The organism is Lederbergia sp. NSJ-179, from assembly GCF_022867885.1.
Taxonomy (GTDB): domain Bacteria; phylum Bacillota; class Bacilli; order Bacillales; family Bacillaceae_C; genus Lederbergia.
This window is the reverse complement of the sequence record NZ_JALIFP010000019.1, coordinates 35,969-62,954: the sequence shown is the minus strand read 5'-3', so window position 1 is coordinate 62,954 and position 26,986 is coordinate 35,969. Positions and strand designations below refer to the sequence as shown.

Here is a 26,986-nt window from a genome sequence, read left to right as displayed (position 1 = left end):
GATCAAGCCTCCTTCATCCATCGCAAAATTCCACCATATGTTTGTTGCACATTTTCTTTTGTAAAAACTTCCTCGGTTTTCCCATATTTTATAATGGTTCGATTGAGAAGCATGACATGATCAAAATACTCTCCAACTGTTAATAAATCGTGATGAACAACCATAACTGTTTTCCCAGCCATCTTTAATTCTTTTAATGTTGTCATAATCGCCGCTTCTGTTGCAGCATCTACACCCACAAGCGGTTCATCCATTAAATAGAGATCAGCATCCTGTACGAGAGCCCGTGCCAAGAATACTCGTTGCTGCTGTCCTCCAGATAATTGGCTAATCTGTCGGTCGGCATAATCAGTCATTCCCATTTTGGCTAAAGATTCCATTGCTCTTTCCTTATCTTTACGCGCAGGCCATTTAAACCAACCGATTCTTCCATAAAGCCCCATTAACACCACATCCAAAGCATTGGTTGGAAAGTCCCAATCAACGGAACCCCGTTGAGGGACATAGCCAACTTTCGTTTTTGTTTTGGCCAGGCTGGTGTTGAAGAACTTCACTTCTCCAGTAAGTTTCGGGTGTAATTCTAGCATCACTTTCAGTAATGTTGATTTACCTGCCCCATTGGGACCAACTATGCCTGTTAAGGAGCCTGGGTGAATGTCAAAATTCACATCATAAAGAACTTTATTTTTACGATAGGCGGCCGAAAGATTTTCTACCTTCAATACGGACATTTATTCCTCCACTCCTTGTAATGCCTCATAAATGGTTTTTACATTATATCGATACATTCCAATATATGTGCCTTCCTCCGTTCCTTCATTTCCCATGGCATCTGAATAAAGCTCTCCGCCTAATTGAATGTCTAAGCCTTTCTTTTTTGCGCCTTCAATAACAGCTTTAATCGAATTTTGATTGACACTACTTTCTACAAATACGGAAGGAACTTTATGCTCCATAATGATCTCAATTGTATCGTCAATATCAGAAATACCAATTTCATCTTCTGTACTCAATCCCTGTAGTCCAACAACATCAATATCATAGGCACGACCAAAATATCCAAAGGCATCATGTGCTGTGACTAATACTCGCTTCTCTTTTGGAATTTCTGCAAGCTTTGACTTTGATTCTTCTAACAACTCATCTAGTTTTACGAAATAGTCCTTTTTATTTTTTTCAAAATCATCCGCATGATCCGGAGCATATTCCTTCAACGTCGCTGTTGCTTCTTCTAGTGCAGTTTTCCATAACTCAATATCAAACCAAACATGTGGGTCAATAGCTCCATTCTCATCATTCAATAGCTGATCCTCAGAAATGGATTCCGAAATAGCACTAACCGTTTTTTTCTTGCTGATATTTTCAAATGCTTCTGTCATATTTCCTTCCAAATTCAATCCGCTGTATAGAACGATATCGCTACCTTCTAATTTTTTAATATCTCCCTGAGTTGCCTTGTACAAATGCGGATCAACTCCTGGCCCCATCAAGCTTTCTACTTGTACATACTCACCGCCAATAATGGAAATTGGTTCAGCAATTTGTGCAATGGTTGTCACGATGTTTATTTTTTTATCCCCTTCAGCCGAAGCTGCTTCCTTTTTCTTATCGCCTGAACAACCTGCTAGAGCCAAAGTCATAATTAGTAATATGACAATCCCTGAAAATAGAAATCTTTTACTTCGTTTTCGTTTCTGAACCACTTGTACCCCTCCTATTTTGCGTGCTGTTCACCTGAAATTTTATACATGAATTAACCTAACAACACAATGTTTCCTTAAGTCAACTATATTTCGTATACCAAATATATTAGCCACTCCACACGAATTTGTCAATGACGGAAATTGTTTTTTAATCGTAAGATCTTTTTCCCACCCTTTCATTTCGGGTGCCTGGCACGCCCCGAATTTTGCCGAATACATGTCAGGCAAAAATAAAAAGCTATCGCACGGATAGCTTAGGAATTATTTCGCTGGCAGGATAACGATTTATTGGATGACGACCGGGGTTCCTACAGGGACCCGACGGGAAAGATCCAATACGTCATGATTATACATTCTAATACAGCCATGGGAGACACTTTTTCCAATGGATGAAGGATTGTTTGTTCCATGAATTCCATAATGTGGTTTGGATAATCCCATCCAAAGGACACCAAAGGGACCGCCGGGGTTGAGCTGTTTGTTGATGATCTTATAAGATCCATGAGGAGTAGGGGTTACGATTTTTCCAAGGGCAACGGGATAGGTTTTAATCAGCTTTGAACCATCAAATAGCTTTAGTTGGTGCTTTTGAATGGACACTTCAATCCGCAAGGCCATCTGATCATCTCCTTGGTCTTTTGTGATATTGTATGAAAAAACCTAGGAAAGTTCCTTTTTTGGCCGAATCGTTCTTTACTCCCATCATTAAGCCCCCTTTATATTTGCGGAGAAGGAGGTTCCAGCATGCTAATTTCAAAAAATTAAGTGAATCTTTGTTTCATTAATGTCAGCTGCATTCTACGATTTTCACTTTGATCGTACAAAAGCAGAAAAAAACGAAACCCTGTCAACTTAAGGGTTTCGTTCTATAAAATTACAGTCGAACAGAAAAGCTTGATGCAGACGGGTCCGGCGTGACCGTTGCTCCCATTGTTTCCTTACTCCATTCGCCTGATGTAGTAGACCTGATTTCATTCTTTCCAACCAAGCAAATATGATAAGGTTTTTGCTTTAGATTTGATTGGATCTCAACCGTTTCACCTGAGCGAACGAAGGTAATCTTGCCAACCTCTGCTCCATCCAGATTATAAACGGCAGTGGAAACTTCCTTGCCTTCTTCCAACTCGTACACATAGAAGGTAAGATCTTCGGCATAATCATATTCCGGACTTGTTGGATTGGCCCCCATCGGGATGATCGCATTTGATTTTACAAATAAGGGAAGACTCATATAATCATATTTTTCTTTTCTCCATGTGCCCCCTTCTACCACTTCACCTGTTAAAAGATGGGTCCATTTTCCTTTTGGTAGATAGTAAGTGGCAATCCCTTCGTCATTAAAAATGGGGGCAACCAAGATGGAATCTCCTAGCATATATTGGCGATCTAATAAATGACAAGTTGGATCCTCTGGGAATTCAAGTACCATGGCCCGCATCACTGGTACCCCTGTGTTCCGATTCTCAACCGCTGCATGAAATAAATAAGGCATTAAGCGATTTTTTAGCTTCGTAAAATGTCGAGTTACATCAACGGCTTCCTCATCAAATAGCCAAGGAACACGATAAGAGGAGCTACCGTGAAAACGACTATGGCTTGATAGTAGTCCAAATGCTGTCCAGCGTTTGCAAACATCTGGTGTCGCCGTACTTTCAAATCCACCAATATCATGACTCCAGTAGCCAAAGCCACTCAATGTAAGCGATAATCCGCCTCGTAAACTTTCGGCCATCGCTTCATAAGTGGAGTCACAATCCCCACCCCAGTGAACAGGGAACTTTTGACCACCAGCCGTGGAGGAACGAGCAAAGAGGACAGCCTGGTTTTCTCCTTTTTCTTCTTTCAGAAAATCAAAGACAACTTCATTAAATTTATAAGCATAATAGTTATGCATTTTATATGGATCAGAACCATCATGATAAACAACATCTGTCGGGATCCGCTCACCAAAATCTGTTTTAAAGGAATCGACACCCATATTGACTAATCGTTTTAAATGATCGGTATACCATTTGCAGGCGGCTGGGTTGGTAAAATCGACAACTCCCATTCCCGCTTGCCAGAGATCCCATTGCCATACATCCCCATTTGGCTTTTGAATCAAGTATCCTTTTTCTGCTGCCTCAGCAAATAGCTTGGATTTTTGGGCAATATAGGGGTTGATCCAGACGCAGATCTTTAATCCTTTTTCTTTTAGACGATTTAACATGCCTTGCGGGTCAGGGAAATTATCGCGATCCCATTCAAAATTACACCACTCGAATTCTTTCATCCAGAAGCAATCAAAATGAAATACACTTAATGGAATGCCTCTTTCCTCCATTCCATCAATAAAATGATGGACGGTTTCTTCATTATAATCGGTCGTAAAAGAAGTTGTTAGCCATAATCCGAAAGACCATGCTGGTGGTAAAGCAGGTTTACCCGTTAATGCTGTATAGCGACTGATCACATCCTTTGGAGTAGGACCATTTATAAGATAATAATCTAGATATTCTCCAGCAACGCTAAATTGACTTTTAGACACTAATTCCGAACCAATCTCAAAGCTTACCTCTTCAGGATGATTGACAAAGACCCCATAACCTTCACTACTCAAATAAAATGGAATATTTTTATACGATTGTTCAGAGCTTGTCCCGCCATCTTTATTCCAAATATCAACAGTTTGGCCATTTTTAACAAAAGGAGTAAAACGCTCTCCTAATCCATAAATTTGTTCCCCAACATTTAGATTCAGCTGACCGCGCATATAGGAAGTTTCCTCTGGACCCTCGATCCAGGCAAGCCCTTTAGCGTTTCCAGCGTTCATTTTTCGATCGCCATTGAAAAAATCGAAACGGAACTGTTGTTTATTCACGACTAGTTTTAAATCGCCGCTTGTTAATGACAGTGCCTCTTCATTGACGTCTATTTCTGGAGTGATAGATTGATCGGCCACATCAAAATGAGGACCTTTTATTTTTCGACCTTTAAAATGCCATGTTTGTACTCGAATCACATTTTCTATTGGAGAGGATAGTTTCACCGTTAATAATGGACCATCCAATGTTGCTCCTCTATGATGGATCTCTTTACAAGGGGCATAAAAAGTCACACTCTCTTTTTCTATGTTGTTATCATGAACACTGCGTGGATAATGAATATTATATCCTTCACGCACCAGCCAATTACCATCTGTAAATTTCATTTTACTCAAACACCTTTCCACTTTGTAATGATTAGCTATAATCAGTTCGGCACAGCCAAACGATTCGCTGGTACCTGGTTCGACTTTTTTGGACTTTTTAGGCACAGCCAAACGCACCGTTGTTACCTGGTTGGACCTTTTATGCCTTTTCGGGCACGACCAAGTGCTTCGCTGTTACCTGTTCGGACTTTTTTGCACTTTTCGGGCACAGCCAAGCGCTCCGCTGTTACCTCGTTGGACTTTTTATACCTTTTCGGGCACAGCCATCGCCCCGCTGTGACCTATTTAGACTTTTTTGCCACTTAGGACAAAATAATGGAATGGGCTGTCCCACCTTCACTTATATGGAGTGAATGGCTCCCCTTCTCATTTAGGACAGCTCTATTCCTATTCTATTATTTTGTTCCCCATAACTTCATCGTATCTTGTGTAATTTTCGTCATTTCTTTATTCGCTTTTTCAATATCCATTTCGATCAGTTTCTCTTGCATTTCGTCCCAAGCTGCATCAAAATCAGCAGGTTTTCCAAGGATGGCTTGGGTGATTTTTTGCTCTGTATAGTCATCGGCTTTTTGTTGGATAATTTGCAGATCACTATTATTCGGAATCGTATAGTTTGCAGCTGCTCCGTGATTAGAGATGCCTAGTTCCTCCGTGGAAGGGAACCAATCAATCCAACTTTCCATCCCATATTTACCCAATGCTTCTTTTTCCGCATCTGTATAGGCAGCGATTATATCCTCTTGTGTGTCAGGTGAAATCGGGTTACCAGTTGAATCAACTGCGCCATTTCCCCATTGTGGGAATGGATAGACATATTGACCTACACCTGTTTTTTCTGGATACTTCGCATCTGTTTTTCTTTGTTCTTTATCATCATCCTGTAGTACTCTTTTTCCATCAATTACATCATAGTTTTCTCCTTCAATTCCCCAATTCACCAAAATTTGTGCTTCTTCGGATGCCATCCAATCAAGAAATTCGAAAGCTTTTTCTTGATGTTCTGAAGTGGAACTAATCGAGATTCCTCCACCACCAGCAAAGCCGTAATCTTTTAAACCTTGAGACTTGTAGTTTTCATTCAATGTAACGGGAAGTGGGGCATAGGTTCTCCACTCTTTTCCATCCGCTTTCAAGGCTTTATCGGCATCCCCATAATTCCAGTCTTGATCCGCAATTCCTAGCACTCGACCAGAAGATAGTTTGGAAATATACGTATCATGTGTTTGTGTGAAAGATTCTGGATCCAGTAAGCCAATATCATTCATGTGATTTAGCCATTTAAAATATTCTTTAATCTCAGGGATCGTAAATTTATATGTTGCTTCCCCTGTTTCATCATCAATCGCCCATTGACCATCGTCCTGTATGCCAAGAGCGAAACCAGCCGGATTTCCAAGCGTAATCAACCAGCGCCAATCACTACCTAATAAAGAAAGTCCGATTGTCTTTTGACCATCTATTTCTGGATTCTTTGCAATATAATCTGTTAATGCATTTTCATAATCTTCAAGTGTTTTAATTTCGGGATACCCTAACTCCCGTAAAACGTCCAATTGTATAGACATCGTTCCACTTGTCTTCCAATAAGCATTTTCCACGCCATAGGTTCCTACTCCATAAATACTTGGATCATCGATTGAATTTCTTAAACGATCAAGCTGGTCCCCGTACATTTTTTTCAAATTATCGCCTTTTTCTTCGATTAAATCATCTAGTTTAATCACGCCGCCAGCTTCGATTAATTTTCCAATATCCCCTTTGGCGTAAATCAGGTCTGGGTATTCACCACTCGCAATCATTAACGGAATCGCTTGCTCATCTCCGCCAACGGGGTGTTGGATATCGAGAATGACACCCGTTTTCTCGGTAATTTTCTTCGCGACTTCATCATCAAACGAGACGTCAGATGTTAAATCCGCATTAAAGAACGTTAATGTAATCGGTTCATCAGAAGACTTCGATTTGTCCCCATCGTCTCCTTTCTTTCCCGTTTCACTACTACAACCTGCAAGCGTAATCCCAACAACTAAAACCAATATCAGTGACCATAATGGCCATTTCCTTCTAAACATGTTACTCCCCCTCATTCATTAGAATTATATCAAAAAATTGATACCTTATTTAACAGCTCCCAAAGTTAATCCGGTGACAAAATATTTTTGTAAGAAAGGATAGACCATCAAGATCGGAACTGTGGCAATAATCGTAATCGCCATTTTTAAAGACTGTGGATTGGTTTGTTTGGCAATAAATTCGGCATTTTGCGAATTGATGCCAGCACCACCAGATGTACTGGCATTATCCAATATTTTCATAAGTTCATATTGTAAAGTGGTCAGATTTTCATTGGCTCTTGCATATAAATACGTATCAAACCAACTATTCCATTGCCCTACAGCCAAAAATAAGGAAATGGTCGCAATCACTGGCATGGAAAGGGGTAAGATAATTCGGGCAAAGATCGTAAAGTCATTGGCCCCATCCATTTTGGCTGACTCTTCCAATGCCTTTGGCAGACTATCCATAAAGGAACGAATAATGATTACATTAAAGGCACTAATCAACATCGGTAAGATATACACCGCAAATTCATTGATGAGACCTAAATTTCGGATCAACATATAATCAGGGATCAATCCCCCACTAACAAACATCGTCAATACTAGTAATAAAGCAATTGGCTTGTTAAAAACATAATCTTTTCGACTTAATGTATAGGCAAGCATCGTACTGGCGATAATTCCCGTTAATGTGCCTACCACTGTTCTCGTGACAGACATGGTAAAAGCTTTAAATAGACGGTCATTACTACCAAAAATTTCCGTATAGTTCGCAAATGTAAACTGTCTTGGCCAGATATGAATTCCACCTTTAGCCGTATCGACCGCATCATTCAGAGAAATGGCCAAAATATTGAGAAAGGGGTATAGCGTAATAATAATGACAATGATCATGCCGATCGTGAGTATAAAATCAAATAGGGTGATTTTCTTAAATTGTTTCACTTTGGTTTCCTCCTTCTCCTAATAGATGCCGCCATCCCCTGTTTTCTTGGCAAGATTGTTAAAAATGACGATTAAAATGACGCTAATGACCGATTTAAAAATACCGATTGCTGTACCGAAGGAATATCGGAACATCCCGATTCCATAATTTAACGCATATAAATCAATGACCAAAGCCTTTTCAGCCACAATATTATTTCCTAAAAGCATTTGTTTTTCAAAACCGATATTAATTAAGTTTCCAATACTTAAAATTAGTAAGACGATGATCACGGGTCGAATACTCGGTAAGGTAATATGCCACATTTGCTTCCATCGACTCGCGCCATCCACTTTCGCTGCTTCATATAATTGCGGGTCTACCCCTGTCATCGCAGCCAAATAAATGATCGCATTCCATCCTGTTTCCTTCCACACATCCGCTGCCGTCACAATTCCCCAAAACATATTAGGGCTTGACATAAAACCAATCGGCTTATCAATGAGATTGACGGCCATTAATAAATTGTTGACAATTCCTTCCGGGGCTAACATCGTTGTCACAATATTCGCTACAATTACCCAAGAGACAAAATGGGGTAAATAAGAAATGGTTTGCGTAAGTTTCTTGAATTTTAATAATCGTACCTCATTGATGAGCAAAGCAAATCCAATGGAGGTAATCGTTCCGAAAACCAAGCCCAATACACCCATACCTAATGTATTTGTGAGAGCTTGATAGAATAAATCTTCCTTAAATAAGACTTTAAAATGCTTTAATCCCACCCACTCCTGGTCAAAAAAACCTTTAGCAGGTGCATAATCCTGAAAAGCCATCGCCCATCCACCAAGAGGAATATACTTGAAAATAATTAACCAAATGACAAAGGGAAATGACATGAAGATTAATGCCTTTTGACTTTTTATTTTCTTCCACGTATTTTTTTGGGGCCTAGTTGGGTTCGCTTTCAATTCTATCGCTGTTTTTGCCACGTTTCTTCTCCCCTCATATAACAAATCATTGCTTATATTTCATGTTATCTGAAATCGCTTACACTTTATACCCATTAAAAAAGAGTAAATTTCCCGTAAAAATTAGAGGTGTAATCTTGCATAAGAAAAGCATTAGACCCCCACCTTGAAAGTGACAGTCTAATGCTTCCCTATCGACCTTATATCTTCTATCTACCCTTTCGACATTTTCATCTCTAAATATTTTAAAGGTTTTTGTAAATTGAACATCACAAAATATCCGATCAAACTAATTAAAAATAGGGAACTTATACTTGGGAATGTCCAATAAATGATCCCAAAAGCAATAATGCTTGTGATATTTAGAAGGGTTACCTTAAAAAATTTAAAATTAGCATACATCGAGATAATGAAAAGGTTTTTCATTTTTACCTCAAAACGTGAAATAATCGGAAAGGCATAGATCATAATAAAGACAGAGACAATCAATAGAATGAAAAAAACAGGCGAAAAAACGTTCGAACGATTGGTTGAATAGCCAATATCGATCGCCAGAATCAACATAATCGTTAACTGAATCATCCAGTATTTGATCGTCGGCCAAAAATTGACTTGATAGGCTTTAAAAAAATCTCTCGTTACATGTAGGTCCTTTTCTCTTACTAATTTTCCCATTGTAGACAAAACAGCCGTCATCGCCGGGCCCGTTGGGATTAAGGTGAGATAAAACAATAAAATATTCTCAAATACAAAATCTGCTAAGAAAAATACAATAAAAAATAATAGATTGCACAAGATAAAATAGAAATTAGTGAGAAAAAAATAATAAAGATATTTCATCATTGTATAGGCCGGTCTATCTGTAACAGGTTTACCCATAATCATCCCTCTTATTAGCTCTTCATTTGGAATTCTTTCGGACTTATTCCTTCATACTGTTTAAAATTTTTATAAAAATAATCGGCGTTCGAGTAACCAACAAGTTGAGAAATTTCATTCACTTTATACTTCTTACTTGCTAACAATTTCTTTGCCTTTTGAATCCTTACTTGATGTACATAACTATTAAAATACTCCCCTGTTTCCCGTTTAAAAAGCTTTCCTAAATAGGCACTATTATAATGAAATAAATCTGCCACATACTTTAGACTAATATCTTCATTATAGTAAAAATTCACATACTCTTTTACTTTATCGACGATATGTCCTTTTGTCGGGGAGCTGCCATGAATCGATTCACTTATGTGAAGCAGTTCATTCATAATAAACTGAATGATCCCTTGCAGATTTTTTTGGCTGTTTATTTTATTCGCTACTACATCCTTATCCACGATATCCAATTCCGTATAATTATTTTGGATCAGTTGAAATAAGGAAATACACCATTCAATCAATTCTGCTTTGATTCTCTCTTGTGGATAACGAATTGTTCGGTAATATTGTTCTAATTCAGCCACTTTCTTTTTCATATTCTGCTTGTCACCAAACTCTGCATAGTGATACAGCTCTTTCTTATCTTGTTCCTCTAGCGGCTTTTTTACCGCTTTATGATTGGTTTTGAAATAGGAATAGCGTAAAACGGCCTTCTCACTATAGCAAAATTGGATATCCATCAATTCTTTGATTTGCTGATAAGCCTGTGATAATTCTTCCGGATGGTAGATAGGATCTGCCATCAGCAAGACGATTGGGGAAGCACCATTTGTCTGAAATTTCCGCTTCATCTTTAATACAAATGTCTTCATAAAGGAAGGGTCCTTTTGAATAAAAAGCAAATGATCGTAATCATCTTTCCTAATTAACTTTATTTGTTCCGCGTTTTCGGCGATATTTTCCCTTAACCACTGATCATGACTTTGTGGCAAATCTCCGTAGATTCTTACAAGCTGCAATTCCTTCACCTGTAATTCTTTGACCATTTGCTCGGAAATACTGGCTAGTTTTCCCTCCAATAGTGCCCGAAATGTTCGTTCTTCGTTTAATTGGTTATAGAAAGCTAATTGATTCTGTAACTCCTGTTCTTCTAAACGTTCTTGCTCTATTTTTTCAAGGGTTTGGATTAATTCCTTCTCCACAACCGGTTTTAACAGATAATGTTCGATGCCGAGTCCCATTAATTTTTGTGCATAAGAAAAATTAGAATAGGCCGATAAAATAATAAATTTTGTTGGTAGGTTTTCTTTTTTCAGCTGGCTAACAATATCGATACCTGAAAGTCCAGGCATCTCTATATCAAGCATCACTAAATCCGGCTGATGCAAGCGAATTTTATGTAAACCATCTCGTCCGTTTATCCCGACATCACAAATTTCATAACCATACTCTGACCATGGGATAACATGTTTTAATCCTTCTTGGATAATAGGCTCATCATCAATGATCAATAATTTTCGCATTTGAATCCGGTCCTTTCACTAAAGGTGAGTGTTCAAAAAGGAGGATAAAAAGGACCAAGAAGTTCGAGGCGGCGCAGTTTCGAGCAGCGCAATGTATGCTTATAAATACATGAGCAGCAGAGAAACAAGCCAACGAAGAAATTCGATGTGTCATTTTTACCGGAGGCCTGCAGGACGCAGGTCACAAAGGCGTTGCGACAGGATGTCGCGAATTTAGCCTTTGCTCCTTACTTTTTGAACATCTTCTAAAGGTAAAAATAATGTAACGACTGTACCAGACCCTACCTCACTTTGGATATCTACACCATATGGATCCCCATAGTATAATTTAATTCGTTTATTCACATTATTTAATCCAATTCCGCTATGTCGCCCGACGGAGTCATCTGAATCATTTAAAGTTTTTTTCAAAAGCACCAGTTTGGAGGCAGAGATGCCAATGCCATTATCGATTACCTGGATGACAAGGTTTTCCGTTGTTTTCAATACTTGAATCTCAATATGACTGTTTTCAGTCTCTCGATCAATCCCATGAATAACCGCGTTTTCGACTAATGGCTGAAGGAGTAAAGGAAAAATATAATAGTCTTGAATATCGCACTCGATCTTAATATCAAAGTCTATTTTATCCCCAAAGCGCATTTTTTGAATTTCCAAATAGGTTTTGACCAGTTCTAATTCAGATTCTAGCAAAATCGGTTGATCCGACACTTCTAAACTGGAACGCATCATTTGGCTTAATAGCATCACAATTCTAGCGACTTCATGATCTTTATTGATCAATGCCTTCATACGAATCATTTCTAATGTATTATAGAGAAAATGCGGGTTGATTTGGCTGGCCAACATTTTAAATTCAGATTCTTTTTGTCTTCTTTTCCATTGTTCTTCATTAATTTTATGAATATACACTTCATTAATTAATTGTTTAATACTATCCGCTGTGACCTCTAAATCTCTATAAGCTCCCCCAATTTCATCTTCACCAAGATTCTGTTTTTTAATATGAAAACGGCCTTTCGCAATATTATTCATCGCATCTCGTAACTGATAGATTCTTTTATCAAATGATTGAATAAATAATACGATTAAAGTGATGGATGTAATGAGACAAACAAGTACGATCAGAAATCCCTTATACAAAACTTCCTTTGAATCTTTAATGACGTCTTCAATGGGAATTAAGGCGGTAATTTGAATCTGATTTTCCAGTGTTTTACTTGGCTTGAAGGAACGTAAATAAACCTTAACTTTTTCCTGATTAAAATTCGCATCATAAATAATCGATTTTTTCTCTTCTGATATCTCTCGATTCTGGATAAAGGCCGGTTTTTTTCCTAAATAACGCGGATCTTTACTATGGACGATTTTTTCATTATCTAAAGATACAAAGACATCGAATAATTCATTTTTGGAGATATCATTTAGATTACCAGGAGAAATATAGATGGCTAAAACACCTAATAATTCATGATTCTCTCCATAGACAGATCTTGTTAAGGTGAGATAATATTTTTCGGTCCATTTGTCTTGAGTATATCTCCAGGATATACGTCCCTGTCTTTCAACGGCTTCCTGATACCATATTTGATTTCTGGTCCCTTGATCCGCATAAACAAATTGAGAGTTCGTGATCATGTCTTTCGTCATAAAGAAACGGATATTTTCAATTTCATTATAATAGCGTAAATAGTTATCAAAAATCGGGTATTTTGCATAGGCATTATAGATTTCAAGATTATTTTCGTATTCTTGATCTACTACTTTCTTTAGGTCTTGACTAATATAAATTTGATCAGAAATACTAATCGCCCGATCCAATATCGTATTTAATCTCATCTCTAATTTATCTACATTGGCATCGACTTCATTAATGGTATTATTGAGGACGACATCTCTCATACTATAATTCAAGTAAAATCCGATGAGCAGCGTGGGGATCACAGTTACGAGCAGATAAATGCCTAATAATTTAATCTTTACCTTTTTATTTGTAAAAGAACGATAGAATTGCCCAAGGTATTTCACTGCATCCCCCACTCCACTTACATTAGATGTTGATTTGAAATATGATTCACATTTTAGACAATGTGGTCTAGAACTCCTATTCCGTTTTTTCTTCTTAATGATGTCCGGGTCAGCTTTTTTCGCTCGTTTCCATCTGTTTTATTCAATTATAACGTGTTAATCGAAACAAGTCTTTCATGAAGATAAAGGGAAACTCCATTCAGCGTTTTTTTCATCCCTCACTGAATCACAAGGATCTAAAGTTCACAATTCCATCCTCCTCACCAGTGGTGTATTTTCAAAACGCTTACAATCCTTACTTTTAATGGTAGCATAGGAAATAAGCAATAAATACACGATAAATTAAACCTAAAATCAGTCAAAATTAGTGATTTTTCGGTAGAAAAATGGCGAGGAATTCATGTATAAACTAATATACTCCTAGGATTCTAGTCGAAAAAAGTACCCCTTACGTAGATTTTTATATTCATTGACTGAAATTATGAAAGCGTCTAAGATGGGGATGATGATGAAATAGAGTAAGAAGGTGGGATAGAGGATGATAAATGATACATTGCCGAAGATTTGGTATGGGGGAGATTATAACCCTGAACAGTGGCATGAAGAAGTATGGAATGAAGATATTCGGATGTTTAAACTAGCGGGAATTGATGTGGCGACATTAAATGTTTTTGCGTGGGCCCGTAACCAACCGGATGAAGATACATACGATTTTGCCGCATTGGATGCCACTATTGACAGATTATATCAAAATGGCATTTATACGTGTTTAGGAACGAGCACAGCTGCACATCCTGCTTGGATGGCGATAAAATATCCTGATGTTTTACGTGTGGACTATCAGGGAAGAAAACGGAAATTTGGCGGCAGGCATAACTCTTGTCCGAATAGTCCGACATTTAGAAAGTATTCAGAAAGGATGGCCGAAAAACTAGCGGAACGGTATAAGGATCATCCGGCTGTCCTTATTTGGCATATTAATAATGAATATGGCGGGTACTGTTATTGTGACAACTGTGCAGAATCATTTCGGAATTGGTTAAAAGAACAATATCAGTCTATTGAAGCCGTAAATAAATCTTGGAATACCGCGTTTTGGGGACATACTTTTTATGATTGGGATGAAATTGTGCCTCCGAACAGCTTAAGTGAGGAATGGGATGGAAATCGTACAAACTTCCAAGGGATCTCGCTAGACTATCGCCGTTTTCAATCGGATCGTTTACTAGAATGTTTTAAAATTGAAAGGGATGCCATTCGTAAGCATACTCCGAATATTCCCATTACGACTAATTTAATGGGTCTTTATCCTGAATTAGATTATTTCAAATGGGGAAAAGAAATGGACGTCGTTTCTTGGGATAATTATCCTTCTATTGATACGCCTGTCAGTATGACCGCGATGACACATGATCTTATGCGAGGACTTAAAAACGGCAAGCCTTTTATGCTGATGGAACAAACGCCCAGCCAGCAAAATTGGCAGGCCTATAATTCGCTTAAACGCCCAGGTGTGATGCGTTTATGGAGTTATCAAGCTATTTCCCGCGGTGCTGATACGATTCTATTTTTCCAGTTACGTCGTTCCATTGGGGCAACGGAAAAATTTCATGGAGCTGTCATTGAGCATGTTGGGCATGAACATACCCGTGTTTTCCGTGAAACCGCTGCATTAGGAAAGGAACTTGGCAAGCTTTCGGACCAGTTGATTGATGCGAAAATTGAAGCAAAGATTGCGATTGTTTTTGATTGGGAGAACCGTTGGGGCATTGATTTAACAAGTGGTCCATCGATTGCTTTAGATTATGTGAAAGAAGTTCATAAATATTATGATGCCCTTTATCAACAAAACATTCAAGTGGATATGATTGGCGTGGAAGAAGATCTTTCGAAATATGATGTGGTGATTGCCCCTGTTCTTTATATGGTCAAAGGGGATTATGCTCAGAAACTAGAGGAATTCGTATCAAACGGCGGAACCTTTGTGACGACCTTTTTTAGTGGAATAGTTGATGAACATGATCTCGTCACAACAGGTGGGTATCCCGGAAAATTACGCAAGCTATTAGGGATTTGGGCAGAGGAAATTGATGCGCTTCACCCTGATCAACATAATCGGATTGTGATGAAGGAAAGGATGGGTCGATTAGATGGGGAATATACATGCAATATTCTATTTGATCTGATTCACTCCGAAGGCGCGGAAGTTGTGGCTGAATATGGGGATGATTTTTACAAAGGCATGCCTGTCGTCACCAAGAATACATTCGGTGCAGGTGATGCATGGTACATCGCCTCCAGTCCAGATGGCGATTTCTTAAGGGACTTTATCACGGAGATTTGCTCCGCTAAGGAGATAAAGCCGCTCTTGAAATCAGATCGTGGTGTGGAAGTTTCACAGCGTGTAAAAGCAGATCGGAAGTTCCTATTTGTCATGAACCATAATGACACAACAAGCTCGTTTGAATTGGATCATGTGCAAAAGCTTGATCTGTTAAGTGGAGAAACGCTTACTGGTACAGCATCGATTGCTGCTCATCAAGTAATGATTTTAACCGATTTAGAATAGAATACGGAAGTAAAAAAGCAGACGTGCTCCATTGAAATGGTGATAACAAACGTCTGCTTTTTGTCATTCCCAACAAGCTTGCTTTGCCTATTGTTCCGTCAGAATCAAAGGACCATTTTTCGTAATCGCTAAGGTATGTTCATATTGGGCAGAGAGTTTACCGTCCATCGTTCTCGCTGTCCAACCATTATCATCCATTTTGGACTGCCAAACACCTTCGTTAATCATCGGTTCGATTGTAATGACCATGCCTTCCTTCAAGCGCAAGCCTTTTCCAGCTGGGCCATAATGAAGAATTTGCGGTGGCTCATGCATAGTCGGACCAATCCCGTGGCCCGTAAATTCACGGACAACGGAAAATCCTTGAGGCTCGACATAAGATTGAATCGCATGACCGATATCACCAAGCCGATTTCCAATGAGTGCCTGTTCAATCCCTTTATCTAAAGCATTTTTGGTCACTTCTAGTAATGTTTTGCTTTTATCAGAAATTTCTCCGACTGCATAGGTCCAGGCTGAATCAGCCAAAGCCCCGTTCAAGTTTACCACCATATCAATCGTGACAATATCCCCTTCTTTTAGCTCCGTTTTGCGTGGGAATCCGTGACAGATTTCATCGTTCACAGACGCACAAGTGGCAAATTGATATCCTTTATACCCTTTTTGTTCGGGGGTTGCCCCATTTTCTGCTAAAAATTGCTCTACAAACCGATCTATTTCTAAAGTGGTGACCCCTGGTTTTATCCGTTTCGCAATTTCTCTATGGCAAGAAGCCAATAATTTACCAGCTTCATGCATCAAACTGATCTCTCTTTCCGTTTTTAAAGTAATCATCGTCCTTTGCACCTCTTTTTCACGTGACATCCCTTATATTTTAATATTGTATGTGAGTGAATACAAATATCCAATAAAAAAATCTCTTCGCAGGGAAGTTTTTTGGATTATTTTAACGGGGAAAGCCATCCAGCGCACCATAATGAAGTAGACGAATGTTCGCCCTTTTTTATAAAAAAATGGACTTCCCCGTCTGCAGAGCGGAGATCGTCCATTGTTTTTCAGTAGGAAATAATCCCTGCGAATAAATAGGCCAATACAAATAACAGGGAGATAGCCGCAACAAATACCGCATCCATTTTTGTATAAAAAGTAGGATAATAATAGGTGCGTCTCGCATTCATTTGAAATCGTTTCGCTTCCATCGCGACAGCGACCCTTTGCGCTCTGCGGATGCTTTGGGCAAATAAGGGCACCGTAAACATGCGCAGTCGCTCGAAAAAACCTTTTACGCCTTTCGAAAAATGAACCCCACGTACTTTGAGGGCATCTGAGCGTGTTCTTAATTCATCGACAATCAGTGGCAGTAAACGGATAGAGGCGATAAAACTGTAAGCATATTTAGGTGCCAGTTTCAATTGCTGCATGAACGCATAAAAAAGCAAGATCGGCCGGGTTGTCAATAAAAAGGTTAAACTGATGATACCAAAACAAAGGGTTTTGCAGCCTAGTAATAAACCATAATAGACGCTTTCTTCTGAAATTTTAATGAAGCCCCAAGACCACCAAATATGATCGCCTTTTCCAAACAAAATCATTGTCACTGCAGAGGAAATAAAAGAGAGCACCATCGGAATCGAAAATAGAAGTAACTTTTTCCACGAATAACCACTCCATCCATACAATAAAATGCCATTGAATACGGTTAAGTGAAAAATAAAGCCTAGATGACGATTGAAAAGAACGATAAGCAATAGGCTAAAAAATAGGACGAATTTTAAAGCGGGATTGACCCGACAGAGCCACGTTTCTCTAAGAGGAGTAAATAGATTCTGCATATAACCGCTCCTTGCGTTTAAACTCCATGTCTACTAATTTCCCCTGCTCAATCGTCCATATTTCTGTAGCAAAATGTGCTACAATTTGTGAGTCATGTGTGACCATTACAATGGTTGTTCCTTCCCTGCGTAAACTTTCAAGTTGCTCCAAAATCATAAAGGTGTTTTTTGCATCTTGCCCAAATGTTGGTTCGTCAAGCAACAATAGTTTGGCACCAGTCATAAAGGCTGTTGCGACACTTAACCGCCGCTTTTGTCCGATTGATAATTGGAATGGATGACGCTTTTCGCTCATGGGAAGTTGAAAAAGGTCGATAAGTTTTTGCACCTTTTTCAGCAATTCGGCTTCCTCTATTCCTTTTATTCGATCGGAAAAGGCTAATTCATCCCATACCGAATTCGTCACAAATTGCAGTTCAGGATTTTGAAAGACAAGGGAAAGACCTTCTGGCAGGGTTTTCCTTCGTTTTTTCCATTGGATGAACTTTCCCTCTAACTCATAATGACCGGTTGTACGCAATAATTGCATTAACGCTAATAGGAATGTGCTCTTTCCGGCGCCATTCTCACCGATAATCGTTAGCCAACTTCCGGGAGTGATTTCGGCCTTTGGAATATGAATTTTTTCCGCCTTGCCTCGGTAGCCGATAAAATCATCCAACTTCAATAATGGTTGATTGTTTTTCTGCTCTTCATCTCTGGTTTTGACAAGACTTAAATAAGAAGGGGACGCCAAATAATCCTCCCAAACCTCTGGATACCAAATCCCATATTGAATGAGTTCTTGTTTGTGAAAATGGAAAATGTTTTCTGGAACATCATCCGCAATGATTTCCCCATTATCCTTAAATAGCATGACACGGTCGACCCAATCAGCAATATGGTCAATTTTATGCTCGACAATCAGCACTGTTTTTTCATCCGCTACTTCCTTAACCGATTCCCAGATTTGTATGACCCCATCAGGATCCAATAAGGCGGATGGCTCATCCAGAAACAGTACATCTGGTTCCAGTAATAACACGGAGGCAAGCGCTAATCGCTGCTTCATCCCTTGCGACAGATCATGGATCTGCGTATGAATGGGAAGTTCTTGTAGACCAACCATGTCCAGCGCCTCTTTAATCCGAGTATCCATCTGGCTTCTAGGGATATTCAAGTTTTCCAAAACGAATGCAAGCTCTTCATCCACATAGGGCATACAAAATTGAGTGTCTGGGTCTTGAAAGACAAATCCCCATGATTCAGGTATTTGGATGGAATCATATTTAAGGGGGACCTCAATCGAATCCGGAATCATTCCACATAAAACTTGCAACAATGTCGACTTTCCGCAACCGCTTGGCCCTAGCAATAAAACTTTCTCCCCCGGTGAAACGGAAAAGGATAAATCCTTAAAAATCAAGGATGGTTCATTTGGAAATTTTAAACGGAGATTGGTAACTCCCAATGCATTCATTTCTTGTTGATAGCCCACTGGTCTACACCCCTTTTTTTCTGACGTTCTGATAAAAGTACCATATGTATGACATCTTAAATCGTTCGAAGTGAAAACATCCCACGACTCGAAGTTGACTCTCAATGGCTCAATACTCGAAGGGCAAGGGATCGAAATAAAGTCGCAATGGCGCACACTTGATCCTCAGCGGCTCGTACTCGATCTATTTATCTAATGCTGTATATTCTTCCTTCGCAACAGGTCGAATAAGATTGGTTACACCTGTTGCTTCTAATGCTCGGACAATGAAATACGCAAATACGCCAGTAAAGAGGAATGCACTAATCACACGCAATCCGTATTTGACAAAAATGGCCCAAGCTTCCAGATTGGCATAACCATAAACCCAATCTAAAAAGTAACTAGCCGCACAAGACATAACACCCGCTAAACCAGCTACGATGATACCAAAACGTTTGTAACGAAAAGTAGCAAAAAGTAATTCAGCCCCTAACCCTTGGAAAAATCCATAAATAAGAACCTCAATTCCATGACCAATAAAGGCGGAAAGACCGGCCGCCGCAACGCTTGCAAGCAAGGCCACACCAGGTTTTCGAATCAGTAAAAAGGCAAAAGGCCCCACCATAAACCACATCCCATAAATCAATTGACGAGCAACGGGCAGCATCGGTTTAATCACCGTGTATAAATCATCCCAGAATTTCATCAAAATGCCGAACACAACCCCAAGCATGACCGTAATCAGTAAATCGGTAAATTTTAATTTCTTCATGTCCCTACCCCTTCCATCCCATTTTTTATCCATACAAAAAAGCCGTCTAAAAATGCTCAGACGACGAGAAGGGCCCTATAACGATTCATCGCTCTCTACGCTGGCATTACCCAGATCAGATTAACGGTCAGTAGCGGATAATAGCTACTATCTCAGCCTGATTCCTCAAGCACCCGGACGGACTTTTATGTAATTAGCCTAAATATACAATAGTTTATGAGATTAAGCAAATGCTTCTTAAAATTTAGTGATATTTTCAAGAAGAAAATGTAAATAACCATGATCTTCTGCATAATGGATGCTATAATAATAGATGTAATAGAATAGGCTTTCAAGGGTGGTCAGCACCTGTTTATCGTCCCTGTCCCGGTTATTTTGATAGGGAAGGGGGGTGCTGCTATGAGTGTGTTCGAAGGATTGATGTTTGCCATTGCTTTTTCAAGCTTAATTTTGGCAATCTTGTCGTTCGATCGCAAAAAACAATCCGCCCTTGAGCCTACAAGCGAGGAGCGGATTATCGCGAACTTGCTGATCGCCTTTAAAGCGATTCTATTACTGAGACCGTTTGATGTTACAAGCATCATTCGGTCTTTTTTAATGTATTTATATCCACATTTATTATAACACAAAAAGAAAAAGATTAAACATTTTTTAACGCAAACTGTTCAATTCTTTTTTAGATAAGCGATCGTCTCCTCTTGGTCAATCTAATCATCTCCCCATCTTTCTTGCAAGAGCTTGATCTCCCGTACATGGGGGATGTCTTCTTTTGGGGTTTCCAAGATAAAAGGAATTTTTTGGAATTGTGGAGTTTTCATCAGCTGGTCAAATTGTTCTTCCGTGATATAACCTGATCCAAAAATGGGGGCATGCCGGTCTTTTCCTAGACGAGGTGGATATTTGGAATTATTCAAATGAATGACTTTGAGCTTATCAAAATAGCCATTTGCATTCCCCTTTTCTAGCAACTCCTCCCAATTATCCCCCGTCCATAACCCTGAAGCAAAAGCATGGCAAGTATCTAAACAAAAACCGATTTTTTCAGGATACTCACATAGGTTACGAACTTGAACAAGCTCTTCCAAAGTCGTCCCCATGCTTCCTGGTACTCCTGCATTATTTTCGATTAAAAGCTTTGCTTTTCCTTCCCAATGTTGAAGAATTTCATTCAGCATTTGGATCATGAGTTGATAGCTTGAAAGAGGATCCGAATGAATTCGTTTGCCAAAATGGACGACAACGCCAATCGAACCACAGGCTTCTGCGATTTCCAAATCATTGCGTAGAGAGGCAACGACTTGCCGTCTTTTTTGCTCATGATGAGGCGTTAAACGGCTGGGATACGGAGAATGGCTGACTGAAATCAAGTCGTTTTCGATACAAAACATTTTGCATTGCGCTGAATCTTCCTTGTTAAAATTTTTGACCCCAAGGCTTCGAGGATTTTTGGGAAAGTATTGAAAGGCCGCTGCATTTATCACTACAGCTTGTTTGGCGGCTCCCAAATACCCCTCTTTAATCGAAAGATGACAACCAAATTTCATCCCTACTCCCTCCTCACTCACTTCTGACAGACTGGACAATAAAAGGTGTTTCGCGAGGAAATTTCGACTTTTACAATCGGTGCCCCACAACATAACGATTTCCAATCCCCGCTAAAAATTCTTGATTGATCAGCGTTGTTTTCAATCCACCTCTTTTTGTTTGGATCCGTTCAAGAAAAGCATCTTGTAAAAAATTTGGATCAAGCGGTTCTGGACCAATATGGTCTAACTCCTGTTGTAGCTTGTTAGAAGACAAATAATGCAAATACCCTAATCGCAGTCCGATAAAATAGAGATGATGATCGCCAAAGCTTAATTGAATTTGCACGGTGCGACGCGGTTTTTCATCCGTTTTTCCATAAAATAGCCACCCACCAAGCATAAGATGCAAAAGCAAATGATCTCCATTCTCCAGATGAAAAATCAGGTACTTAGCCCGGCGATCAATGCCGTTCACTCTTTGCATGGCAACTTGTTGGGTAAAATCCTCTGTTGGCAGATTGATCGATTTTTCACGCTGAACCGCAACCTCTGTGATTTTTTTACCTTGAATTCTTTCTTGTAATAAGAATGCATAATTTTCCATTTCTGGTAATTCTGGCATGGGATGTCCTCCATTTTCATAGTGTCTCCTCATTATTCCTCAATTCATGAAAATAATGATGAAATTCCTTCTTGACTTTCACGTTACGTCAACGTTTATGATGAAATTATCAGGAGGTGATGAGGATGGAGTACACCATTAGCAAATTGGCTAAATTAGCCGGTGTTAGCACGCGAACGCTCCGCTATTACGATGAAATCAATTTGCTCAAGCCAGCTAGGATCAATAGCTCCGGCTATCGTCTATATGGGCAAAAGGAAATCGACCGCTTGCAGCAAATTCGCTTTTTTCGGGAATTAGATGTTGATTTAGACACGATCGTGTCGATTATGAACAACCCTCAATTTGATAAGACTGAAGCCTTACAGCAACATTATGCGCAGCTTGTGCACAAACGAATTCACCTAGACAACCTAATTCAAACCCTAGAAAAAACAATCGCCCATGAGAAAGGAGAATATACGATGACAAATGAAGAGAAATTCCAAGCTTTTAAAGAAAAACTGGTGACAGAGAATGAGGAGAAATATGGGGAAGAAATTCGCCGTAACTATGGAGATAAAACAGTCGATGCATCCAACGCCAAATTACGTGGTATGTCCGAAGAGGACTACACCGCTATGCAAGCACTGGAAAAAGAACTTTTGGGACTTTTGCAGCAAGCACTAACTCTAGGTGATCCGCACTCCCATTTAGCGCAAGAAGCCGCAGCGAAACATAAAGAATGGCTGATGTATTCGTGGGTAGACTATTCTGCTGAAGCCCATGCTGGACTTGCGGAAATGTATGTGGCGGATGAACGTTTTAAAGCGTATTATGACAGGGCTGGCGAAGGTGCAGCCGAACTTCTTCGAGAGGCAATCTTGATTTTTCTAGGGAAAAAGTAAAGGGGAATTTTATTCAGTGTAGGGATTCTTTGTCGCTCATTTACCATTTTTGTTTTCGTCGATTCAAACACATTTTGGATCTATTTTTTTGCTGGTCCTTCGCATTTTCGTAGACCCAAACATGCTTTGGGTCTACGTTTTTGCTGATCTTTCGTGGTTTCGTCAATCCAAACACATTTTGGATCGACGTTTTGACTGGTCCTTCGCATTTTCGTAGATCCAAACACCCCTTGGATCTACGTTTTTGCTGATCCTTCGCATTTTCGTAAACCCAAACACCCCTTGGATCTACGTTTTTGCTGATCCTTCGCGTTTTCGTAGATCCAAACACCCCTTGGGTCTACGTTTTTGCTGATCCTTCGCATTTTCGTAGATCCAAACACCCCTTGGATCTACGTTTTTGCTGATCCTTCGCGTTTTCGTAGATCCAAACACCCCTTGGATCTACGTTTTTGCTGATCCTTCGCGTTTTCGTAGATCCAAACACCCCTTGGGTCTACGTTTTTGCTGATCCTTCGCATTTTCGTAGATCCAAACACCCCTTGGATCTACGTTTTTGCTGATCCTTCGCATTTTCGTAAACCCAAACACCCCTTGGATCTACGTTTTTGCTGATCCTTCGCGTTTTCGTAGATCCAAACACCCCTTGGGTCTACGTTTTTGCTGATCCTTCGCGTTTCCATCAATCCAAACACATTTTGGATCGACGTTTCTACTAATCTATCGCATTTTCGTAAACCCAAACTCCCCTTGGATCTACATTTTTCCAGATCCTTCCCTTTTTATTATAAATTCTAATTAATCCCCAAAAATACTTTACTATATTAGAGTGATAAAGTATACTAATCATATACGATAACATCCTGGAGGGACAATATGATTGGGATTATTGATTATGAAGCCGGAAATTTATATAGCGTTGAAAAAGCGGTGAAAAAATTAGGCTACCAGACAAAATTAATTCGTGAAGCTTCAGAATTTACCGGAATAGATAAAATAATATTTCCTGGTGTCGGTAATGCCAAACAAGCGATGAAAATGATTCGATTAAAGGAACTTAATCAACCCATACAAAAAAGCATTGACAACGATATCCCCTTTCTAGGTATTTGCTTAGGTATGCAGTTACTAATGGAATTTAGTAAGGAAAATGATACAGACTGCCTCTCTATTTTTCCTGGGAAGGTTCTCCCTTTTCAAAAAAAGGTCAAAGTTCCCCATATGGGCTGGAATGAAGTACAGCAGGTTGGGACACATCCTATTTTCCAGAAAATTCCAGATCGAACAGATTTTTATTTTGTCCACTCTTTTTACGTCTCCCCTGCCCAAGAATCGGACAAGATTGGCATCACGGATTATGGTGCTGATTTTTGTTCTGTTATCGGAAAAGATCATGTCATCGGTGTACAATTTCACCCAGAAAAAAGCGCTGAAGCTGGATTAACCGTCCTACAAAATTTTTACAGATATGTCTAAGGGGGCTCTCTTCTATGTTAAAAAAACGAATCATCCCCGCTATTGATGTCGCCAATCATCAAGCGGTCAAATATATTCAATTTCGGAATCCAACTATCATCGGCGACCCCGCAAAACTAGGTCAGAAATATGCTGAACAGGGTGCAGATGAAATTCTTTATCTAGATACGACAGCTTCCTTATATCACCAGGATGTTAGATATGACTGGATACGCCGAGTAGCTGAACAGGTCTATATTCCCTTTTCTGTTGTAGGCGGGATCCGATCCATTGATGACTTTAAACAAGTGCTTCGGGCCGGGGCCGATAAGGTCGGTGTCAATACAGCGGCGGTCCAGCGTCCCGAATTATTAAGGGAAGCGGCTGATATTTTTGGTACACAATGCGTTGTGCTTGCCTTGGATGCCAAGCCGATTAAAAATCAAGATGGCCAAATTTTGCGTTGGGAAGTGTACACCCATTCTGCCCATCAAACAAGTGGACTTGATGCCATTGAATGGGCGCAACGGGCAGAAGAGTTGGGGGCTGGTGAAATTGTATGTACAAGCATCGACAGGGATGGGATGAAAAATGGCTATGATATTGAATTGATGCAGGCACTGACGGAAGCTGTGCGTATTCCGATCATTGCTTCTGGGGGAGCTGGCCATGTATCTCATATAGAAGAAGTCTTTACAAACGGGCATGTGGATGCAGCTTTAGTCGCTTCCTTATTACACTACCAAGAACTGACTGTAACAGACATCAAATCCTATTTACAGGATGCAAACATTCCCATTCGGATATAGCGCAAAAACCCAAGGAGGCCTTTTTCCCTTCCTTGGGTTTTTTTCTTCAAAAAATGGATGGATTCTCTCTTGCCTTTTTAGCCAACTGCTCATATATATCATGCAAAGTGAAACAGCCTACATGGTTGAGCTTTTCCACATAATGATCCCAAAGTTCTGCTGTCATTTGTGCATCCCCTAATGCATGATGCCTATTTACGATTTCAACTCCAGCATATTGACAATACTCATCTAAGGTAACCAAGTCACGATCTGTCTCAATTAGTTTAAACACAAGGGATGTATCGACAATTCTGTGTTTCCAAGCCTTTTTGAATAATTTCCAATGAAAATACTGTAAAAATCTTTTCTCATGTCCTGCATGATGAGCAACTAGTGTGCCTGTTTGTATAAACTGATAGAATTGAAGAAGGACATCTGAGAGAAGCGGGGCTTTCTTTAAATCGTCTTCTCTTAATCCCGTCAAGTCTTGAATATTTTGTGAAAGAGCTTGATTATAATGGACAAGGGAATAAAAGGTCTTTCTCTCTTCTGTTGAGTGATGATTGACCTTTACCGCACCGATGGAAAGAATTTGATCGCCTTGTTCGGGAGAAAATCCAGTTGTTTCTATATCGAATATGACGACGTTCATTTGCTGAAGCGGAATATATAAACTTTTTTCTGTCTCCAACTCTTTTTGCAGATTTCTTAAATAAGCAAGATGCTGTGCCGTATTCTTTCCAATAAATGGCGCTGGATTCCATTTTCGATTGATTTGTTTGAACCATTGAATCAGCGGATTAGCTTTCATTTTTAGACACCCTAACGACATTGGCTTCTACAAATGTAAGCAATTTATTTAAATCTGTTAGTATTCGCTTTACTTCATGTTTTTCTTGCTTATTTAAATTTCGTACATTCAAATAATGAGCCTCTTCATATAGAAAGCCTTCAGAATATTTCAAACGATACTTCATTAAAATGCGAAAGTTCTCCCGGTGAATCGGCAATATCGATTTATATTCCTCATAGGTAGATAGAGATTCCATTCGAGACAATGTGGAGGAATGGGAGATATTCTCTTTGATCGCTAATAACCGAATGGCATTCACATAGGGAAAATAAGCTTGCTGCTTTAAATCAATACAACCTGTATAAGCACCATTTTGAATCGGTAAAAATTGATGAAAGAACCCGATTGCTTTTATTGTATGCCTCGTATTTTCAAACAATCTCCTTAATAAATATGGATACTGCTGTACTTTTTTAAGAATCAAATTCTTTAACCTATAAATGACACGATCATTTGATTCAATCACCCTAGCATCAAGAAAAATTAATAGATATCTAAACGATTGCCATGTATCTTCATCGATCCACTGGTGAATTTGTGATTCCCATTCGTTTAACGATTTGCACCATAATGGATTGGAGCTCATGACATTCCCTTGGCAAAGTGGATAGCCGATCCATTCTAAACCTGCCGTAAGTCTCTTACCAAATTCAAGAAAATAAGCAGCGGTATCTTTATTCTCACAGGTATATACAATGCCATGGTCTTGATCGCTGCGATAAGCCTGTTCACATCTTCCAGAGCTACCTGTAACAAACCAAGTAAACGGACAGGGAGGAGCTCCATGATCTATTCTCATTTTCCTTAAGGTTATATCAAATACTTGCTTTGTTACATAATCATGAAAATCTTGCAGTTTATCAGATTGGCTCTGATAAACGACAAAATGAGCATCGCGCCACTGCTTAATGGAGGCATAGTCAGCATGAACATCCTGCATCATT

Annotated in this window: 24 protein-coding genes and 1 riboswitch; of the genes, 5 read left to right on the top strand and 19 right to left on the bottom strand. The window is 39.4% G+C overall.

The window, feature by feature from the left end:
- Positions 1 to 2: 2 nt before the first annotated feature.
- From MUB24_RS14445 to MUB24_RS23505, 10 genes are all read right to left on the bottom strand, one after another.
- Entirely contained in the window at positions 3 to 731 is a 729-nt protein-coding gene (locus MUB24_RS14445) for a metal ABC transporter ATP-binding protein (RefSeq protein ID WP_244705269.1), read from the bottom strand.
- On the bottom strand, positions 732 to 1,640 hold the full coding sequence (locus MUB24_RS14440; protein WP_244705304.1) for a metal ABC transporter solute-binding protein, Zn/Mn family: 909 nt from the start codon (positions 1,638 to 1,640) through the stop codon (positions 732 to 734).
- A gap of 348 nt (positions 1,641 to 1,988) precedes the next feature.
- Complete coding sequence (locus MUB24_RS14435) at positions 1,989 to 2,321, bottom strand: L,D-transpeptidase (RefSeq protein ID WP_244705267.1); 333 nt, start codon at positions 2,319 to 2,321, stop codon at positions 1,989 to 1,991.
- A 256-nt stretch (positions 2,322 to 2,577) separates the two neighbouring features.
- On the bottom strand, positions 2,578 to 4,893 hold the full coding sequence (gene yicI / locus MUB24_RS14430; RefSeq protein WP_244705302.1) for an alpha-xylosidase: 2,316 nt from the start codon (positions 4,891 to 4,893) through the stop codon (positions 2,578 to 2,580).
- A 395-nt stretch (positions 4,894 to 5,288) separates the two neighbouring features.
- The gene (locus MUB24_RS14425; protein WP_244705265.1) at positions 5,289 to 6,968 is read right to left on the bottom strand and encodes an ABC transporter substrate-binding protein; all 1,680 of its coding nucleotides are present in this window, start codon (positions 6,966 to 6,968) and stop codon (positions 5,289 to 5,291) included.
- 45 nt (positions 6,969 to 7,013) lie between these two features.
- The gene (locus tag MUB24_RS14420; RefSeq protein WP_244705300.1) at positions 7,014 to 7,850 is read right to left on the bottom strand and encodes a carbohydrate ABC transporter permease; all 837 of its coding nucleotides are present in this window, start codon (positions 7,848 to 7,850) and stop codon (positions 7,014 to 7,016) included.
- 69 nt (positions 7,851 to 7,919) lie between these two features.
- Positions 7,920 to 8,780, bottom strand: coding sequence for an ABC transporter permease (locus MUB24_RS14415; RefSeq protein ID WP_244705299.1), 861 nt, complete (start codon positions 8,778 to 8,780; stop codon positions 7,920 to 7,922).
- A gap of 285 nt (positions 8,781 to 9,065) precedes the next feature.
- The gene (locus MUB24_RS14410) at positions 9,066 to 9,731 is read right to left on the bottom strand and encodes a DUF624 domain-containing protein (protein WP_244705264.1); all 666 of its coding nucleotides are present in this window, start codon (positions 9,729 to 9,731) and stop codon (positions 9,066 to 9,068) included.
- A 14-nt stretch (positions 9,732 to 9,745) separates the two neighbouring features.
- Positions 9,746 to 11,248, bottom strand: a complete 1,503-nt coding sequence (locus tag MUB24_RS14405) for a response regulator transcription factor (RefSeq protein ID WP_244705262.1) — start codon at positions 11,246 to 11,248, stop codon at positions 9,746 to 9,748.
- Between the two features lie 213 nt (positions 11,249 to 11,461).
- Entirely contained in the window at positions 11,462 to 13,276 is a 1,815-nt protein-coding gene (locus tag MUB24_RS23505) for a sensor histidine kinase (protein ID WP_244705260.1), read from the bottom strand.
- A gap of 538 nt (positions 13,277 to 13,814) precedes the next feature.
- On the opposite strand from MUB24_RS23505, the gene MUB24_RS14395 reads away from it, so the two are divergent.
- The gene (locus MUB24_RS14395) at positions 13,815 to 15,845 is read left to right on the top strand and encodes a beta-galactosidase (RefSeq protein ID WP_244705259.1); all 2,031 of its coding nucleotides are present in this window, start codon (positions 13,815 to 13,817) and stop codon (positions 15,843 to 15,845) included.
- Between the two features lie 87 nt (positions 15,846 to 15,932).
- Here MUB24_RS14395 and map read toward each other — a convergent pair whose 3' ends face one another.
- The 4 genes from map to MUB24_RS14375 all read right to left on the bottom strand — a co-directional run bounded on the left by map (position 15,933) and on the right by MUB24_RS14375 (position 19,908).
- The gene (gene map, locus MUB24_RS14390; protein WP_244705257.1) at positions 15,933 to 16,679 is read right to left on the bottom strand and encodes a type I methionyl aminopeptidase; all 747 of its coding nucleotides are present in this window, start codon (positions 16,677 to 16,679) and stop codon (positions 15,933 to 15,935) included.
- A gap of 221 nt (positions 16,680 to 16,900) precedes the next feature.
- On the bottom strand, positions 16,901 to 17,677 hold the full coding sequence (locus MUB24_RS14385) for an energy-coupling factor transporter transmembrane component T family protein (RefSeq protein ID WP_244705255.1): 777 nt from the start codon (positions 17,675 to 17,677) through the stop codon (positions 16,901 to 16,903).
- Complete coding sequence (locus MUB24_RS14380; protein ID WP_313898453.1) at positions 17,652 to 19,154, bottom strand: ABC transporter ATP-binding protein; 1,503 nt, start codon at positions 19,152 to 19,154, stop codon at positions 17,652 to 17,654. Before MUB24_RS14380 ends, MUB24_RS14385 begins: the two co-directional genes overlap by 26 nt.
- A gap of 184 nt (positions 19,155 to 19,338) precedes the next feature.
- A complete protein-coding gene (locus tag MUB24_RS14375) occupies positions 19,339 to 19,908 on the bottom strand; it encodes an ECF transporter S component (RefSeq protein ID WP_244705253.1) in 570 nt (189 codons plus the stop codon).
- Positions 19,909 to 19,983: 75 nt separating this feature from the next.
- A riboswitch (TPP riboswitch) is annotated at positions 19,984 to 20,095 on the bottom strand.
- 212 nt (positions 20,096 to 20,307) lie between these two features.
- Here MUB24_RS14375 and MUB24_RS14370 point away from each other — a divergent pair.
- Positions 20,308 to 20,532 carry a hypothetical protein gene (locus tag MUB24_RS14370; RefSeq protein ID WP_244705251.1) on the top strand — a complete coding sequence of 75 codons (225 nt, stop codon included), beginning with the start codon at positions 20,308 to 20,310 and terminating at the stop codon, positions 20,530 to 20,532.
- A gap of 83 nt (positions 20,533 to 20,615) precedes the next feature.
- Here MUB24_RS14370 and MUB24_RS14365 read toward each other — a convergent pair whose 3' ends face one another.
- Genes MUB24_RS14365 through MUB24_RS14355 form a run of 3 tightly spaced genes read right to left on the bottom strand, consistent with a single transcriptional unit; the run spans position 20,616 to position 22,056 of the window.
- Positions 20,616 to 21,452: a deoxyribonuclease IV gene (locus MUB24_RS14365; RefSeq protein WP_244705250.1), complete on the bottom strand. Its 837-nt coding sequence runs from the start codon at positions 21,450 to 21,452 to the stop codon at positions 20,616 to 20,618.
- A 17-nt stretch (positions 21,453 to 21,469) separates the two neighbouring features.
- Positions 21,470 to 21,514: a zinc finger domain-containing protein gene (locus tag MUB24_RS23500; RefSeq protein ID WP_244705295.1), complete on the bottom strand. Its 45-nt coding sequence runs from the start codon at positions 21,512 to 21,514 to the stop codon at positions 21,470 to 21,472.
- Between the two features lie 8 nt (positions 21,515 to 21,522).
- The gene (locus tag MUB24_RS14355; RefSeq protein WP_244705248.1) at positions 21,523 to 22,056 is read right to left on the bottom strand and encodes a DNA-formamidopyrimidine glycosylase family protein; all 534 of its coding nucleotides are present in this window, start codon (positions 22,054 to 22,056) and stop codon (positions 21,523 to 21,525) included.
- A 125-nt stretch (positions 22,057 to 22,181) separates the two neighbouring features.
- Between MUB24_RS14355 and MUB24_RS14350 the strand changes: the two genes are divergently transcribed.
- The 3 genes from MUB24_RS14350 to hisF all read left to right on the top strand — a co-directional run bounded on the left by MUB24_RS14350 (position 22,182) and on the right by hisF (position 25,207).
- A complete protein-coding gene (locus tag MUB24_RS14350) occupies positions 22,182 to 22,943 on the top strand; it encodes a MerR family transcriptional regulator (protein WP_244705246.1) in 762 nt (253 codons plus the stop codon).
- A gap of 876 nt (positions 22,944 to 23,819) precedes the next feature.
- A complete protein-coding gene (hisH, locus tag MUB24_RS14345) occupies positions 23,820 to 24,419 on the top strand; it encodes an imidazole glycerol phosphate synthase subunit HisH (protein ID WP_244705244.1) in 600 nt (199 codons plus the stop codon).
- Positions 24,420 to 24,433: 14 nt separating this feature from the next.
- Positions 24,434 to 25,207, top strand: a complete 774-nt coding sequence (gene hisF, locus MUB24_RS14340) for an imidazole glycerol phosphate synthase subunit HisF (RefSeq protein WP_244705242.1) — start codon at positions 24,434 to 24,436, stop codon at positions 25,205 to 25,207.
- A 46-nt stretch (positions 25,208 to 25,253) separates the two neighbouring features.
- Here hisF and MUB24_RS14335 read toward each other — a convergent pair whose 3' ends face one another.
- Positions 25,254 to 26,000 carry an exonuclease domain-containing protein gene (locus tag MUB24_RS14335; RefSeq protein WP_244705240.1) on the bottom strand — a complete coding sequence of 249 codons (747 nt, stop codon included), beginning with the start codon at positions 25,998 to 26,000 and terminating at the stop codon, positions 25,254 to 25,256.
- Positions 25,990 to 26,985: a DUF294 nucleotidyltransferase-like domain-containing protein gene (locus MUB24_RS14330; RefSeq protein ID WP_244705238.1), complete on the bottom strand. Its 996-nt coding sequence runs from the start codon at positions 26,983 to 26,985 to the stop codon at positions 25,990 to 25,992. Before MUB24_RS14330 ends, MUB24_RS14335 begins: the two co-directional genes overlap by 11 nt.
- Position 26,986 lies beyond the last annotated feature (1 nt).